Genomic DNA, 14,322 nt, shown 5'->3' on the forward strand with positions numbered 1-14,322 from the left:
ACAAGTTGGCGAGTCAAATATGACACGGGCGCGTCATTGACACCGGCCCCGGTATCCGCGCAGATCCAATGCCCCCTCGATGACCGCGGGTCGTTGGGGTGGGTCCGCTTTCCGTTCGCTGTACGTTTTTGTGAAAGGAGGGGCATGTCTGCGATCAAGCGCGTGACGAACACGTCCGAGGCCGAGGCGCTGGCGGCGTTGCTCAACGGCGACACCCGCACCAAGCCGACCGTGGTGGTGACCGTCGCGTCCGGACACAGCGATCCCTACGCCGACGTGGAGCGGATCGCGGCCGAGATCGGCGACCTCGCCGACCTCTACCTGGTCACGACCGGCGGCCACACCTGGGCCTTCTCCAACAAGATGACACCGGGCACGCAGGTCTACGGCGGCGCCGGGCGCGTCTACCCGATCGGCCTGGCGTGGAACGTCGACCTGAAGCAGGCACCCCTGCGCTTCGCCTGGAACAAGTCCGAGGGCAAGAAGCTCACCGGGCAACTCATCGACGACGCCCTCGACATGGCCGCAGCCGCCGGCCTCTTCGACAGCGCCCGCACCGCCTCCACCCGGGAGCGCCGCGCCGGCACCGTGCGCTCGATCATGAGCGAGCGCGCGCTCGTCGACCTCGACGGCGGCGACATGGCATCGATCCCGCCCCAGCTCGCCCAGGCCGGGGTGCCGATCGAGCACGTCCTCGCCCCAGGCATGCACGTCGACGGCGTCCTGGAGAAGAAGTCACGCTGGCTCGACATCCGGGAGAGCCGCCCCACCGCGGAAGAGGCACTGAAGACGTACGCCGCCGGGGACGTCGTCCCCGCGCAGGTCCGCTCCGTCCTCGCCGGCTCCGCGGACCTCCGCCTGCATCCCGACGTCACCGTCGAGGTCTTCCGCTCCGACGTGACCGGTGACCCCGACGACGACCTCCAGGCCCTCCTCACTCCCGGCGAGGTCGTGCTCGCGCGGATCGTGGCCACCGGACCGAAGTGGCGGCTGTCGCTGCGCGAGGTCCGCGAGCACGACACCGCCCGCGAAGCCCTTTCCCTGTACGCCGGGGGCCCGCCCTGGCTCGACCCGGATGCGCCACCGCCGGCGATCGTCGAGCACGTCGAGACCGTCCCGGAGCGCTTGGCTCCCGAGCCCGCCGAGAGCATGCCGGAGGCCGCTGCCGAGCCCGCTCCCGCGGCCCCGCCCAGGCCGGCGATCCCGACCCCGGCGATGATGCCGCGCCGCAAGGGCGAACCGGTCCGCGCCCTCCGGCCGCCCCCCGCGCCCGCGCCCGAGCCGGTGCCGGAGAAGGAGCCTGCCCCGGCGAAGAAGGCGGCGGTGCAGTCGATGTCGCTGCAGGTCACCGCGATCAAGGCCGAGAAGGCCCACCTCGAGGCCGAGCTGGCCGAGCTCCGCGACCAGGTCTCGGGGCTGCGCAACGAGCGCGTGCAGTTCGCCAAGGACCTCGCCCGCGCGGCGCGCCAGGTCGAGACCCGCGACGCCGAGCTCGCCCGGATGCGCTCCCAGCTGCGTCGCGCCAAGCAGCGCACCGCACCGACCGACGTCGCCCCGCCGGTCTTCGCCGACCGCGAGCGCGGCTTCCGTCATCTGGTCGAGGCCGCCTGGGCCCGCCGGATCCCGGTCGGCGAGCAGCCCACCCGGCCGCTGCCCCAGTTCGCGATCGGCGAGCGGTTCCTCGACAGCGTCGACGCGCTCGAGGGCATCGCCCTCGACAAGATCGCCGACGTGGTCATGGAGGTGCTCACCGGCCTCGCGGAGCAGTCGACCGGGCGCGAGCTGCACCAGCTGCGTACGTCTGCCGGGGGCAATGCCGCGCCACAGTCACGTCCCGACGGCGCGGTCTGCTACCGGGTCTCGATGCAGATCCACACCCCCAGCGCCCGCCGGCTGCACTTCTGGAAGTGCCCCGACGGCACCATCGAGCTCTCCCGCGTCGTCGTCCACGACGACATGGAGCCCTAGTTCTGCCCCAGATCAGCCCCAGCACCAGGTCAGCAGCCCGACCAGCGGGTCCGGGATCGCCTCGAGCTCGACGGCCTCGCCGAGGATGGTTCCGTAGCGGATCTTGCGTCCCGAGGCGGTGCCGAAGAAGCGGTGCAGCTGGTCGGCGACCTCTTCGCTGCGGTGCTCGGGCTGGTTCTGCAGGGTACGGAACTTGCCGCCCTCGCCGTTGGCCTCCAGGATCTCGACGATCCGCGCCGCGCCGATCGCCCGGATCATCTCGTCCTCCAAGTCGCGCCGGCACGCGAAGAACCCCTGCCCGGAGAGGTCCTCGCCGAGCTGGCGACCGAGCGCGTTGGCGACGAAGCGCTCCTCGGCCTCGTCGTAGAGCCCGCCGACCCGGTGTCCCGCCGCCGTCGTCTCCTTGATGAACCGCCCGGCGTTGCCGGCGCCGTTCATCGAGACGACCTCGATCCCGAGCTCGACCAGCTCCACTCCGTACCTCGGCGCCAGCGCCTCCACCAGAGCCTTGTCCGACTCCCCTTCGACGAGCAGCGTGATCGGTCGCGTCATGGCGGACACCTTAGAAGAACGTACGTCGGCATGCCTGTTCCATATATGCAACATCCTTTACTAGGGTTGCATATATGGAACAGGGCGTCGGGCGGCTCGTCGCGGAGTGCATCGAGCGCTCGGGGCTGAGCGCTCGGCAGGTGGCTGCGCGCGCCGGCGTGTCCGCTTCGACAGTCCACCGGATCGTCAACGGCGTGGTCAGCCCGTCGGTCGACACGCTCGACACCATCACCACGGCTTGTGGCGCCGGGCTGACGATGATCGCCGCTCCGCTGGCGACGCCGGCGGCCGCCGCAGCTGCGCGCGCGATTCTGGATCCGCTCTATCCGGCCGACGTCGCTGCCGACATCGAGCTCTGGGCCCGCCGGCTCGACGCCTGGGCCGACGGCGACCCGGTCGAGATCGTCGAGGAGGCCGCGCGGACTTCCGGCGTACTGCACCGTCCGGATGCCGTCCGGCTCAGCGGGGAGACCACCATCGGCCGGCTCGCCTCCGCCGGCGACGCTTCAGGACAGCGGTGGGCGCTCTCCGGCGCGGCCGGCCTGGACCTCCCGTCCTTCGACGAGGCCGTCCCTGCGATCTCGGTGATGTGGTGCGAGGACCCGAGCGCTCTCGTGCCCGTTCTCCTCGGCGGGGCCCTCCGCCCGGCGTCCGCCCCCGACGGTGCCGCCGTGGTCGTCGCCGCCGCCGAACCCGATCTGTTCCTCGGTACGTTCGAGCGCGACCGCGTCGTCTACGCCGCCCCGATCCAGATCGCCATCGACGCCATATCCGTCGGCGGTGACGCCGCGGACCGAGCCCGCGAGGAGATCCGGACGTGGTGACGAAGCAGCCCCGCTGGGCACCGGACCCCGAGACGTACGCCGCCCGCAAGCCGGCCACGGACGACACCTTCCGGGTGGTCGGGGACCGTGAGGCCCAGGTGCGCGACACCGGCGTCTGGTGGACCGAGGTCGACCTCTCCCGGATGCTCCCCGGCGACACCGAGCGGGCCTGGCGTCGCTTCCGCGCACACCTCCCCGAGCTGGTCTGGAACGCCGCGCGGCTCGAGGGCAACAGCTTCACCCTTTCCGAGGTGCGCACCCTCCTCGCCGGCATCACCGTCGGTGACCACCCGGCCGAGGAGGAGCGGCAGGTGCTGGCGCTCGGCGAGGCGTACGGCATTCTCCGCGATCTGGTCGGCTACGGCAGGTTCCAAATCGACAAATCGACGTCCGACCGCCTCAACCGCATCCTCGCCCGCCATGAGGCACCTGATGCCGGAAGGTTCCGCGGCGAGGGCACCCTGCGCCGCGGTGGCAGCGAACTGCTCCGAACCCGCTTCGCGGGACTGCGGGAGCGCGTCGCCGAGACCGCCAACCCTCGTCTCCAGGCGCTCATCTACTTCTGCTCCGCCGCCCGGACCCGCTTCTACACCGCCGGCAACAAGCGCACCGCCCTGCTGATGATGACCGGCATCCTGATCTCGAACGGCTTCGACGCCATCACCGTCCCCGGTGTCCGGCGCCTCGAGCTCGACCACGCCCTCGACACTCTTGTCACCACCGACGACGCCACCGAGCTGATGTCGTTCCTCGTCGACTGCGCCGTCACCGAGGGCTGATCAGACGTGCCGACTCAGCGCTTGATCCACCATCGACCCGGATGCTTGCCGCGCCAACTGGCGAATCGGTCTTGAGCCCGGTCGATGCCGAGATAGAGGATTCCGACAAACACGCCGGCACCTGCGCCGAATCCCGCCCATTGAAGGACCTCCCCGATCGAGTCCGCCGGATTCACACGCACCCGAACATTCCCGGGCTCACCTCCGACCCGATAGACGGTGAAGGTCTCACCGACGTCCGGAACGAAGCATCCTCCGATCTGGACGAAGGTCTCATCCATGCCGTCCGGAGGATTCAGGGAGTGCCAGGTGATTGAACGGTTGGGTCTCGTTCCATCGGTCCGCGTATGGCAGTAGTCGGTTCCGGGGTGTGCACGCACTGCGACAACCTCGGCCCGTTCCTTCGTGTCACCCTGGACGTCGAGCCACTCCCCGGCAGGGAGGAGCACGAGCAACCCTCCGACGATGGCCGCGCCCCCTAACGAATAGCGGAGCCAATCGGGCCAGCCCTCCCACGTCCCCGACATCGACTGGAGTCCCCTGGCTCTACGAACCTCGCGTACAACTCTCCGAGAAGACCCACGCTTCAGGTTCCGTTGCCGTTTCTGTCGACGCCGATGCCGGGCATCACTCATCGTTCACGTACTCCCGGGGATATTGGCCAAGGCCGTCAGACCTTAGCCCGACACGAAGCCACCGAGGACGAGATCCGCTCGATCCCTCGTCGCCCGCACCAGAGCGGCATTCCGCAGATCGCTCTGCGCGATCTTCGCCTCCGCCTCCGCCCGCGACCTCCCGCCGGCGAGGAACCGCTCGAGCAGCCTGGGCACCAGGATCGCGTCCGGGACATCGACGAACCAGGCCTCGTCCAACAACCCGCGTACGTCCTTCCACGGCCCTTCGTCCAGCAGCAGGTAGTTGCCCTCGGTGATCACGATCGGCTCGTCCTCGATCACCACCCCGCCGGGCACGGGCTCGTCAGTGACCCGGCTGAACGTCGGCCACTCCACCCGTTGCCGTCCCGCGCGAACCTGTCGCAACGCCGCCACAAACCTCTCGGCATCGAAGGTGTCCGGCTCCCCCTTCCGCCCCCTCGCCCCCATCGCGTCCAGCTCCGCGTTGCTCCGGTGGAACCCGTCCATCGGCGCCACCACCGCGACGGGTCCGTCCTCGTTGAGTACGTCCCGCAGCCGCTCCGCCAACGTCGACTTCCCCGCCCCCGGCGGCCCGACGATCCCGAGCAGGAATCTGCTGCTGCCCCTCTCCTTTAGCTGCTCCGCCAGCCGAAGGAGCCCGCTCTCACTGACGGCCAACGTAAACCTCCACGACGCATTCGAGCCGATCGGAAATCGGCCCTTTTACTAGACGATGACACTCCGCGAAACCCGCTCGCTCCCACGGATCCCAGCCACACACAATCACGTCAAGCCCAGGCCAAACGGCAACAGGTGGCGATCCCCGCATCCCCGATTCGGTGGATACCTTCCGACGCAGATCGACCACGACTCGATCACGAGCGCCAATGGACACATGAAGTCCCGAAGGCCACTCTTCCGATGAGCACGGCGCTCCTCATCGGCGCAGGTATCGGCTACCTGCTGGGCATCCTCGTCGGCGTGTGGATCGCGCACGGCCACCGGACCGCTCACTAGATCGCCGCGCCCGCGCTACCGCGTCGTAGTCCCCAGGACCCCGCAAGCGCCGCGACGTCCTTCACCGTCGCCCGGCGCTGCCGCCTGGTCATGGGGTCAGCGTGATCACCGCTGCCCCCACAACCTGCGGCGCCGACGCTGGCCGCCGTCTTGAGCGACCTCGGCGCGCTTGCGGATCTCGGCAGCCAGCCCGTCGATGCCACCCTCGATACCGTCGAGAATGAGCATCTCGCCGGGAACCAGGCGAGCGCACCACAGTCGCGGCGTCCGCCGCTTGTGGTGGATCGCAGACGGATCAGCTGGCACCACCCGTACGTCGTCGACGCGGGGCATCGCCGTGTCCACATCGCTCAGCGCGATCTCACTGCGCAGCCCGAACTGTTCGTTCACAAGCCTCGTCGGCGTCAACCACACGCCACCAGGCCGGAACAGACCGACAGCACGCAGGACAGGGAAACCCAAGAAGTACGCCGCGGGGAAGGCTGCGAGCACTGGCCAGAGCCAGTTCTCCTCGACCGCGCCGACGACGCCCATCACCAGAAACCAACCACCGAGCAGGACAAGCACGACGTTGCTGACGACACTGCCTCGGTTTGTCCTACGAGGCAGGAACCGTGCGGGCTCGTTGTCGAGGACACTGTCGCGGGCAGGGTAAGCCGGTTTCCTTGAACGCTTGGCGAGAATCAAGTCGACGCAGGAGATCAGAACGATCAGACCGAGCACGATGGGGAGCGACGACCACACGATGGTGAAAGGCTCATCGTGGTAGTTCCTCAGGACCACAGCGCCGATCCCCAACGACGCCAACCCGGAGAAAACCGCAAGGGCACTGCCAACCGGGCCGGGGGCCTGGGGCGAACTCAGTCGAACCACCCGCCAACGGCCTTCACTGCTCCTGACACTCCGTCTCCGATGGCTTCGCCTGTGCCAGCCAAAGCCTTCCCGCCTTCCTCCAGCGCCTTGCCCACATCGGGCCCGTTCTCGAAGAGTGAATCGATCGCCCCATCGGCAAAGATCGCCATGCCAGCACCGACAGCTGTGCCCACAACCGCACCAACTGCGGTGCCCAGGCCGGGAACCACTGAGCCGACCGTCGCCCCTACGATAGCGCCGGTGGCGATGGTTGCACCGGCGCCTGCTGCGACTCCAAGTCCTGCGGACACGCCTTGCGACACGACGATCTGCGTCCCCGTTTCACCCTCTTGGTAGTCGTTGTACAGACCAAGGCCGAGTCCCAGGGGACCAAGAACCTTGCCCGCACGTCCCAGGAACTTCGGGATCTTCCCTCCGTCGAGTTTAGCTGCGTCGTCGAGAAGTTTCTCCGCCTTGTCGAGCTTCCCTTCAAGGGCAAGCTGATCGGCCCTGAGCTTGGTCTCATCGAGGGTCTCGAAGAAGAGCCACTTCCTCTTCATGTAGCGCTCCGGGTGCGCTTGTAGATCTCGAATGGCCTGCTTCGTCTCATCGACAAGTGCCTGTGCCTGGCCGTGGAGCTTCGACTGCTTCGCGGCGACGTTCACGCCGATCGCACCTGCCGCGGCGGCACCGAGCACGTCCGAGGCGTTCAGGATCCAGGCCGCATGCTGGTTGAGCGCATATTCCTCTTGAAGGGCCTTGCATGCCGTCGCGTATTGCCGGTCGATGCGAGCAGCCTCCGCCTTGGCGTCGCCATACGCGATGACCTTGTCCAGGTGATCGTTGTAGGCCTTCACGTCCTTCTCATACTGCGCCACCTGCTCAGGTGTCCCGGTGAAGCTTCCAGGCGGCTCAACTGGCGGTGGCCCAGGATCCTGGACAAGAAAGCCAGACACGACAAGGTGTGCAGCCCGCGCGTCACGCCGTACGTCCTCCATCTGGTCCTGGCATCGGCGCAGCTTCTCGGCGAAGTCCTCGAGGTCTCCAGCCATCTTCTTCGCGGCCTTCTCCAGGTCCTCGGTCTTGTCACGCGCCCGAGACATCATGTCGACGAACTCATCACCAGCGTCCGAGTTCCACGACCCGTCCGCGTTTCGTCGCGAGTCGTTGAGCTTGTCGGCAGCGTCTCCGACTTTGGAAGCGAGTTTGCCCTTGACCCAGTTGGCGGCGCTTTCCACGTGCGCGGGGTTTCCTTGGATCTCGGTGTCGACGCTCATTTGCCCATCGCCTTCTTGATGTCGCCGAGACCAGCCTCAGCGTCGGCGTCTGCACGTTCGTAGTAGCGGCGGCACAACCGGACGGCATCGGCCGCACCAGACATCGACGTGGACACGTTGCCAGCACTGTCGACGATCTGGCTCAACATGCTGGTGATCACCGCGGTCATCGGACCAGCATCGATACCGCTGGGAACCCCACCAGCCAGGCCCTCCAAACCTTCCGCGCCGCCGTCCAGATCACTGGCGATATCGCTGAGCACACTAAGCTCGACATCGACACTCATGAGGCATCGTCCTCATCCCAGTCGCGGAGACCTGGGTCAACATCGAGGAACAACAGGTCGTAGGGCGTCTCGTCGTGCACACGCTGGAGCGCTGGCACATCGCAGACCACCCACGGCGCCTTCGGCAGGTAGTAGCGATGGAGTCGGTCGATCGCCGAGTACGTGTAGAGAGCCGTACGTCCGTCCTCCACCTTGTGCATGAGAATCCTGCGTGTTGCCGGATCTTGCTCGCTTGTCGTGGGTACGTACACGAGCGGCGGAAACTCGCTCCGGTTCTCCGATGTTTCCGCACTGGACTCGTTGTCAACCATGGCCAAACCCTCCCGATAGAGATGTGAACTCCACAACACGTCACCGCCGACGATGGGGCTGCTGTGGCTCGCCGTCGGCGTTCAACCCCAATGCATCCTGAAGCCAGTCCGCAAGGGCCTCAGCGGTGTGTCCCATCATTGAACAGCGGACAACCATCGAATCCGCAGCGATCCTTCGGCTTCCCCGCCACAGCGCCGGACATTCGGTCACTACCGCGGGTGAGTCCAAAATCAGAACCACGGCGTTCCCCCTGCCACGCACCGCCTGAACCGAGCTCCCAGGACAACCGGACCAACCGGCCGGGGTGCGATGAATGACATAGTCATCCAAAAACAGGAGCGCCTCGTTGCGACGCCTACCAACCACAGCAAGCAGCGCACGAATCAGGAACCATGCGCCAAGCGTTCCGACGACCAGAGCTCCAAGGAGCCAGTCGCTGCCAGCGCGGACCGCCAGGACACAGATCACGACTCCCGCCGTCCCCAGTCCCAGGTCGAGCCCGATCGCGTGCCACCAGTCCCCGCGCCATGCATGAACCTCGAATCCCGCCTTGCCATCGTGGACATGCGGTTCGACCGTCGGCATCTGTCTCGTCACGACCAACGCCAAGACCAAGACCAAGGTGATCACGACGGCGAACAGCGTGAACCAGGCAGCAACGCGCACCGGAAGAACGTTCGCCGGGACCTGCGAGAACGCAACCCAAGCAAGCAGAGAACCGAGCGCCGCCAACAACACATTGCCCGCAACCTCACCCCACTTCGCGCGGCCGCGGAACGGGATCGCTTCTGGCGCCCTCATCAGATCGCTCCTGCTATGTGGTGGGCCATCGTCTGCTTCCAGTCGAGAACGGGTGGTCACGGACTCTCATACCCAGAATCGGATGTCCTAAACCAACATCTCGAGAAACTCAGAAAGAAGGCTGACGAGAACACCGTCGCGCGCCGCGCTCGAGCAGGTGCTTCGTCACCTCATACCCGGCCTGCCGCGGCTGTCGATCAGCACCCGATCGACCTTGCGCTGCTCGACCTCCCCCATCAGCACCACCGGCGGCAGCTGGGCGTCGTGGACGACGATGCTGTCCTTGAGCCGGATCGGATTGAGGATCACCCCTTCGATCTAGTGCTCTCCCGAGCCCGCGAGAACTGGTCGTACTCCCGCTTCGGCTCCGCCGCGGTCTCCTCGATCTGCACCACCATCCCGCGCTCGTGCGCCACCTGCACCACCGGGTGCACGACATCCGCCGAGAACGCCGTCGCCAGGTCCGGCAGCGCCAGCGCGATCACCCCGGTCCTTCCGTTCCGCAGGCTTCGGGCACTCAGGTTCGGTACGAACCCCAGTTCCTCCACCGCCGCCAGCACCCTCTCGCGGGTGTCGGGGCGTGCATAACACGGTTTCGTTCATCACGTTCGACACCGTCTTCGGCGACACCCCCGCAAGCGCCGCAACATCCTTCACCGTCGCTCGGCGCGGCCCCGTGGTCATGGGGTCAGCGTAAATGAACCCATGAGCGTCAGAGACCGGGGAAGGTCTTCCGAAGCACCTCCATCAGCTGCTCAGCGATGGCCCGATCGACCTGTATCGACTGACTGCTCTTCGGCGCGCTCTCGCGTGAATCCGAACCGAACGTCGTGAGGTGCAGCAGCCGCTCATTCCGCGGGCCGTGGACTATCTGATAGAAGCAGTCCACTTCTGACGTGTGCGGGCGCACATTCTGCGTCCCTTGGTCGAGCGTCCTGATACGAGCCACGAAATCCCTCCTCGAGGATCCTTATTCCACGCTAGGACAACGGCGCCGAGCCCGCCGCAGAATGAGCGATGTTGCGGTCATATCCCACCGAGGATCCGGTAGGGCACCAAGCATCCGCGCTTCTGCCGCCTTGCGCGCCCTTGACCGGGGCCGAGCGTGGCGCGAAGACGCTGATCGTGGACTAGCTTCTTCGCGGATGAGCTGCGAAGCTCGCCGACGTGGAGGGCTATGCGCGGCATGTAGGAACCCTGGTGCCACTGCATCATGCCGCGGAGATGAAGAAGGTAGATGAACTCGCTCAAAATCTCCTCGCACACATCGAGGCGACAAGGAATGAGATCGCCGCGATCCACGTACATGGCGCCAAGAGTCAAGAGATTCAGGCGCACTTCGCCCGTTTGCTTCGTCTTGAGCTCGGCTTCAGGGAGGAGGTAGTCCTGACCCCGCAGGCAGGCTTCGTAACGAAGGCTCGACCGGACTTCTTCTTTCAGCTCGGAGCTGGCCGCGGCATCATCGCAGAGGTCGAGCGCGGCGGTGCGACGACGAACAACCATGACCTCAAGGACATGTGGAAGGCGCATATCGCCGTCGACGCCCAACACCTGTTCCTCCTGGTCCCTCGCAACAACTGGCGGGAGGACGGGTCCCCCCGGGAGCGACCGTTCCAGACCGTTTCCCGCCGCCTCGGAGCGTTCTTCGGCGATACGCGTCGCGAGTTGGACGTCCTCAGCGCACACATCTTCGCGTACTAATCCCGACTTGCCCGCCGACACCGACAGCGGCGATCACGTCGACGCGACCGAGATCCGTAGACTGATCCCGAGGTGAACACATGAGCGAACGAATTCCGAGTCAGCCCGCAGTCTTCGACAGGGGGATGCCCCTGAAGCTGGCGTCCCATGCCGAGCACGTCGACGGTGCCGATGAGCTCGTGGCGCTGTGCGCCCGGATGCGCGAGGAGAACCCGGACCTGCTGCTGGCTGCAGACCTGTTCTCCGGGGCGGGAGGTATGAGCCTAGGACTCGAAGACGCCGGGATGCGCGTGGTGTTCGGCGCGGACTTCGACGCAGATGCTTTGGCGACGCACACCCATCACTTCGGCGGTATGTCCGTTGGCTGGGACCTCGGCGACACGGAGAACGTTGACAAGGTGGGGGAGATTCTCCGGTCCGTCGAGATCGACGTGATCGCCGGGGGTCCACCGTGTCAACCGTTCTCCAAGGCTGGCCGTTCGAAGATGCGGCACTTGGTTCGGGAAGGGCTTCGGGATCCACATGACCGTCGTCGTGACTTGTGGCAGTCGTACGTCGACATCATCCGCATGGCCAAGCCGAGAGCCGTGATCATGGAAAACGTCCCGGACATGGCACTCGACCGTGAGATGTTCATCCTCCGCGGCATCGTCAAGGAGCTGGAAGACGAGGGCTACTCGGTCCAGGAGCGGGTGGTCGAGACCTCGTCGTACGGCGTCCCGCAGTTTCGACAGCGGCTGATTCTGATTGCACTCCGGAGCGGCGCGGCGTTCACTTGGCCCGAGCCGACGGAGGATCGGGTCACGCTTAGCAACGCGATCTCCGACCTGCCGAGTGTGGATCCGAAGGCCGGTTGGCAGTCAGAGACGACGCGGACGGAATACAAGCCGTACGGCGGTGCGGTCACGCCATTCCAGCAGGAGATGCGGAGTAAGGTGTCGAGTCTCCATCGGCACCGAATCTACGACCACGTCACGCGCAAAGTGCGTGACGATGATCTGATCGCGTTCGAGCACTTGGACACGAAGACGAAGTATTCCGAGTTGCCCGACGAGCTCAAGCGCTATCGGGACGACATCTTCGATGACAAGTACAAGCGTCTCGACGGCAATGACCTGTCGAGGACGATCACCGCGCATATCGCGAAGGATGGCTACTGGTACATCCATCCGAAGGAGAACCGGACCCTGACGGTCCGTGAGGCGGCAAGGATCCAAACCTTCCCGGACAACTTCCGGTTCGCGGGTTCCCCGACGTCAGCTTTCCGTCAGATCGGGAACGCCGTGCCGCCGTTCCTAGGTCGCGCAGTCGGACGCACTGTGGCCCGAGCGCTCAGCGATGCTTCGGCGCTAAGGGCGGTGTCGAGCTCGCAGACCAGCTCGGCCCTCGCGGCTTGGTTCGCCGCACACGAGGCTGAGCTGGAGCCTTGGATCACCTCGAGGTCGCGGTGGCTCGCAATTGTGGGTGAGCTCATTCTCGGCGACGCTAGGCAGACGGTAAAGGACGCGCTCTGGCCCCATTTCGCCCGAGTGCCCACGCCGAAGGACTTCGTAGCGGAGCATGACAGGATGCGCGAGATTTGCGCCTGGATCGATCGCGGGGACGCCGCCGACCGTCTACTCGCAATCGCAGAGACCCTCGTCGACCATGGTGTCGGATCAACGATTCCGGACGCGGAGCTGGAGTTTCTCGTCGACGATGGAATGGTCGCGTCAAGCGTCGCGGAGATCGCGATGCTGGTCCAGTCCGATGACGAGGAGCCGGTTGTGGCGACGGCGGGCGCGCTCCGGGTTGCGGGACGATTCTTCAATGGCTACGAAGGGTGGGTCCGCAACCGGAACAGTGACGGTCGGATTGCCATCGCCCGACTGATCGGGAACGCCGACTCCACGAGCCGTAAGGCCCACCTTGCCCTGATCGAGGTCGGTCAGACGGTCTGCACGCCGAAGGCGCCCGATTGCGGCGCCTGTCCGCTCGCGTTGTGGTGCGAGCGATATATCGCCGATCAGATCAGGGGAAGCTCAAAGACCAAGAGAGTCGGCGAGCGTTGGGTTGCGGCGCCGCAGGGTGTCGAGGGCCTGGCGGAAGGCGGGCAACTCGCTCTCCTCGAGTAGTGCTGCCTTTAACGCGACGCCGACGTCTTGGAGCGCGACCTCGGTCATCGCCGACTTGGTCGTCTCCTTGCGCTCGGCCGCGTTGGCGGAACGCCGGTAGGCGTCGTTGGCCAGGACGGAGAGTTCGTGCACGGGTCGCTCCAACATGCTCTTGAGCGTGGGCGGGAGCTCGACCTTCATCTTCGCGACATTGATCTGGAAGACCTCGTCGAGGTTGGTGTCGAAGTCGATGGAGGCGCGGGCGAGCTTGGTGTGTTCGTCGATGCCACGGATGCCGGACCAGCCACCATGTTGCACAAGCCGGTCTGCACGGTAGATGTAGAGACCCTGCTGCCGGTTCCATTTGAGCGGGCCGGACATCCGGTCGAACTCTTCAGGAGAGGAGAAGCGATCACGTGCCGGAAGGATGAACCCACAGAACCGCACGGGCGAGGAGCCGTCAGCGGTCTCGATCTGGAAGCGCTGGGGAGGCAGTGACTTGGTCTCAGCCTCGTCGGGCGCGAACGGGTTCCACGCGCGCAGCTTCTCGCCGTTGACTGCGATCACAACGTCACCGCGCCCGGCCACCGCTCCTTCGATGAAGCGGTGGAACACCATCGCGAGGTGCTCGCTGGTCTTTCCAGCAAGGCTCGCCAGCCGGCGCCGTCCCCAGCCGTTCTCCGCGTAGCGGTCGGGGAGCACCCGGTCGAGGTCCTCCCACACGACGACGGTCCCCGGCGACTCCTGCAACATGTCGACGGCGCGCTCGATCGCGGGAGAAGACTCGTCTGCGAGAACTGCCCAAGAGTCGTCGCGGGCGACACGGTTCAGGTCGAGGGTGACGACGTGGACCTCCGACTTTGTGCGGTGTTTCCGTGAGACCACGGTTAGGCGCCGGCACTGGGAGAATGAGCCGGTTTTGAGACCGAGCCCGAATCGGCCCAGCTCGTTGAGCTCGTAGTCGCGTCGGGTGCCGAACCGGAGGGACTCGACTGCCTCGGTCTCGTTCATGCCGGTGCCGTCGTCGCAGATGAGCACGTACGACCCATTTGGCTCGAACACCGTCTCGACGTTGATGTGCGTAGCACCGGCTGCGACGCAGTTGTCAACTAAGTCGGCGATGGCTGTGTGGAAGTTGTAGCCGATGTCCCGGAGCGACTGCGTCAGCCGTGCTGCTGACGGCGCTACATCGTACGATCGACTCATTCCCACGAGCATCTCCTC

Annotated in this window: 17 protein-coding genes and 1 pseudogene; 5 read left to right on the top strand and 13 right to left on the bottom strand. The window is 65.9% G+C overall.

All coding sequences use genetic code 11. The annotated features are described in order from the left end of the window. Positions 1-144: 144 nt before the first annotated feature. Positions 145-1,968, top strand: coding sequence for a hypothetical protein (locus OG984_RS16525; RefSeq protein ID WP_328527383.1), 1,824 nt, complete (start codon positions 145-147; stop codon positions 1,966-1,968). Positions 1,969-1,980: 12 nt separating this feature from the next. On the opposite strand, the gene OG984_RS16530 is transcribed toward OG984_RS16525, so the two are convergent. Further along, positions 1,981-2,520 (bottom strand): TOPRIM nucleotidyl transferase/hydrolase domain-containing protein, encoded by a 540-nt coding sequence (locus tag OG984_RS16530; protein WP_328527384.1) that lies wholly within the window; start codon positions 2,518-2,520, stop codon positions 1,981-1,983. A 74-nt stretch (positions 2,521-2,594) separates the two neighbouring features. On the opposite strand from OG984_RS16530, the gene OG984_RS16535 reads away from it, so the two are divergent. After that, the gene (locus OG984_RS16535; protein WP_328527385.1) at positions 2,595-3,344 is read left to right on the top strand and encodes a helix-turn-helix domain-containing protein; all 750 of its coding nucleotides are present in this window, start codon (positions 2,595-2,597) and stop codon (positions 3,342-3,344) included. Then, the gene (locus OG984_RS16540) at positions 3,341-4,123 is read left to right on the top strand and encodes a hypothetical protein (protein WP_328527386.1); all 783 of its coding nucleotides are present in this window, start codon (positions 3,341-3,343) and stop codon (positions 4,121-4,123) included. Before OG984_RS16535 ends, OG984_RS16540 begins: the two co-directional genes overlap by 4 nt. A gap of 14 nt (positions 4,124-4,137) precedes the next feature. Here the strand turns inward: OG984_RS16540 and OG984_RS16545 are convergent, their stop codons facing one another. The 11 genes and pseudogenes from OG984_RS16545 to OG984_RS16590 all read right to left on the bottom strand — a co-directional run bounded on the left by OG984_RS16545 (position 4,138) and on the right by OG984_RS16590 (position 10,253). Beyond that, positions 4,138-4,404 carry a hypothetical protein gene (locus OG984_RS16545; RefSeq protein ID WP_328527387.1) on the bottom strand — a complete coding sequence of 89 codons (267 nt, stop codon included), beginning with the start codon at positions 4,402-4,404 and terminating at the stop codon, positions 4,138-4,140. 396 nt (positions 4,405-4,800) lie between these two features. Beyond that, positions 4,801-5,436, bottom strand: coding sequence for a nucleoside/nucleotide kinase family protein (locus tag OG984_RS16550; protein ID WP_328527388.1), 636 nt, complete (start codon positions 5,434-5,436; stop codon positions 4,801-4,803). Positions 5,437-5,880: 444 nt separating this feature from the next. Further along, complete coding sequence (locus tag OG984_RS16555; protein ID WP_328527389.1) at positions 5,881-6,558, bottom strand: hypothetical protein; 678 nt, start codon at positions 6,556-6,558, stop codon at positions 5,881-5,883. Between the two features lie 77 nt (positions 6,559-6,635). Beyond that, entirely contained in the window at positions 6,636-7,904 is a 1,269-nt protein-coding gene (locus OG984_RS16560; protein WP_328527390.1) for a WXG100 family type VII secretion target, read from the bottom strand. Next, a complete protein-coding gene (locus OG984_RS16565; RefSeq protein ID WP_328527391.1) occupies positions 7,901-8,191 on the bottom strand; it encodes a hypothetical protein in 291 nt (96 codons plus the stop codon). The genes OG984_RS16560 and OG984_RS16565 overlap by 4 nt, the downstream gene beginning before the upstream one ends. Then, on the bottom strand, positions 8,188-8,502 hold the full coding sequence (locus tag OG984_RS16570) for an SAV_915 family protein (protein ID WP_328527392.1): 315 nt from the start codon (positions 8,500-8,502) through the stop codon (positions 8,188-8,190). The genes OG984_RS16565 and OG984_RS16570 overlap by 4 nt, the downstream gene beginning before the upstream one ends. A gap of 40 nt (positions 8,503-8,542) precedes the next feature. Beyond that, positions 8,543-9,304, bottom strand: coding sequence for a hypothetical protein (locus OG984_RS16575; RefSeq protein ID WP_328527393.1), 762 nt, complete (start codon positions 9,302-9,304; stop codon positions 8,543-8,545). A gap of 165 nt (positions 9,305-9,469) precedes the next feature. Beyond that, entirely contained in the window at positions 9,470-9,613 is a 144-nt protein-coding gene (locus OG984_RS16580) for a hypothetical protein (protein WP_328527394.1), read from the bottom strand. After that, positions 9,610-9,789, bottom strand: a complete 180-nt coding sequence (locus OG984_RS16585; protein ID WP_328527395.1) for a hypothetical protein — start codon at positions 9,787-9,789, stop codon at positions 9,610-9,612. The genes OG984_RS16580 and OG984_RS16585 overlap by 4 nt, the downstream gene beginning before the upstream one ends. Before the next feature lie 115 nt (positions 9,790-9,904). Continuing rightward, a pseudogene (locus tag OG984_RS29525) lies at positions 9,905-9,988 on the bottom strand (LacI family DNA-binding transcriptional regulator); the annotation flags it as partial. Between the two features lie 28 nt (positions 9,989-10,016). Continuing rightward, on the bottom strand, positions 10,017-10,253 hold the full coding sequence (locus OG984_RS16590; protein ID WP_328527396.1) for a hypothetical protein: 237 nt from the start codon (positions 10,251-10,253) through the stop codon (positions 10,017-10,019). A gap of 275 nt (positions 10,254-10,528) precedes the next feature. Between OG984_RS16590 and OG984_RS16595 the strand changes: the two genes are divergently transcribed. Next, positions 10,529-11,005: a hypothetical protein gene (locus tag OG984_RS16595; protein ID WP_328527397.1), complete on the top strand. Its 477-nt coding sequence runs from the start codon at positions 10,529-10,531 to the stop codon at positions 11,003-11,005. Between the two features lie 80 nt (positions 11,006-11,085). Further along, on the top strand, positions 11,086-13,119 hold the full coding sequence (gene dcm, locus OG984_RS16600; RefSeq protein WP_328527398.1) for a DNA (cytosine-5-)-methyltransferase: 2,034 nt from the start codon (positions 11,086-11,088) through the stop codon (positions 13,117-13,119). Here the strand turns inward: dcm and OG984_RS16605 are convergent. Continuing rightward, positions 13,027-14,316, bottom strand: coding sequence for an ATP-binding protein (locus OG984_RS16605; RefSeq protein ID WP_328527399.1), 1,290 nt, complete (start codon positions 14,314-14,316; stop codon positions 13,027-13,029). The two genes, dcm and OG984_RS16605, sit on opposite strands and share 93 nt — an antisense overlap. Positions 14,317-14,322 lie beyond the last annotated feature (6 nt).

Source organism: Nocardioides sp. NBC_00368 (assembly GCF_036090055.1).
In the GTDB taxonomy this organism is placed as follows: Bacteria; Actinomycetota; Actinomycetes; order Propionibacteriales; family Nocardioidaceae; genus Nocardioides.

Coding starts and splice junctions, on each gene's coding strand:
- OG984_RS16525 (WP_328527383.1), top strand. CDS start 145: ATGTCTGCGATCAAGCGCGTGACGAACACGTCCGAGGCCGAGGCGCTG.
- OG984_RS16530 (WP_328527384.1), bottom strand. CDS start 2,520: ATGACGCGACCGATCACGCTGCTCGTCGAAGGGGAGTCGGACAAGGCT.
- OG984_RS16535 (WP_328527385.1), top strand. CDS start 2,595: ATGGAACAGGGCGTCGGGCGGCTCGTCGCGGAGTGCATCGAGCGCTCG.
- OG984_RS16545 (WP_328527387.1), bottom strand. CDS start 4,404: ATGGATGAGACCTTCGTCCAGATCGGAGGATGCTTCGTTCCGGACGTC.
- OG984_RS16560 (WP_328527390.1), bottom strand. CDS start 7,904: ATGAGCGTCGACACCGAGATCCAAGGAAACCCCGCGCACGTGGAAAGC.
- OG984_RS16565 (WP_328527391.1), bottom strand. CDS start 8,191: ATGAGTGTCGATGTCGAGCTTAGTGTGCTCAGCGATATCGCCAGTGAT.
- OG984_RS16570 (WP_328527392.1), bottom strand. CDS start 8,502: ATGGTTGACAACGAGTCCAGTGCGGAAACATCGGAGAACCGGAGCGAG.
- OG984_RS16575 (WP_328527393.1), bottom strand. CDS start 9,304: ATGAGGGCGCCAGAAGCGATCCCGTTCCGCGGCCGCGCGAAGTGGGGT.
- OG984_RS16595 (WP_328527397.1), top strand. CDS start 10,529: ATGAAGAAGGTAGATGAACTCGCTCAAAATCTCCTCGCACACATCGAG.
- dcm (WP_328527398.1), top strand. CDS start 11,086: ATGAGCGAACGAATTCCGAGTCAGCCCGCAGTCTTCGACAGGGGGATG.
- OG984_RS16605 (WP_328527399.1), bottom strand. CDS start 14,316: ATGCTCGTGGGAATGAGTCGATCGTACGATGTAGCGCCGTCAGCAGCA.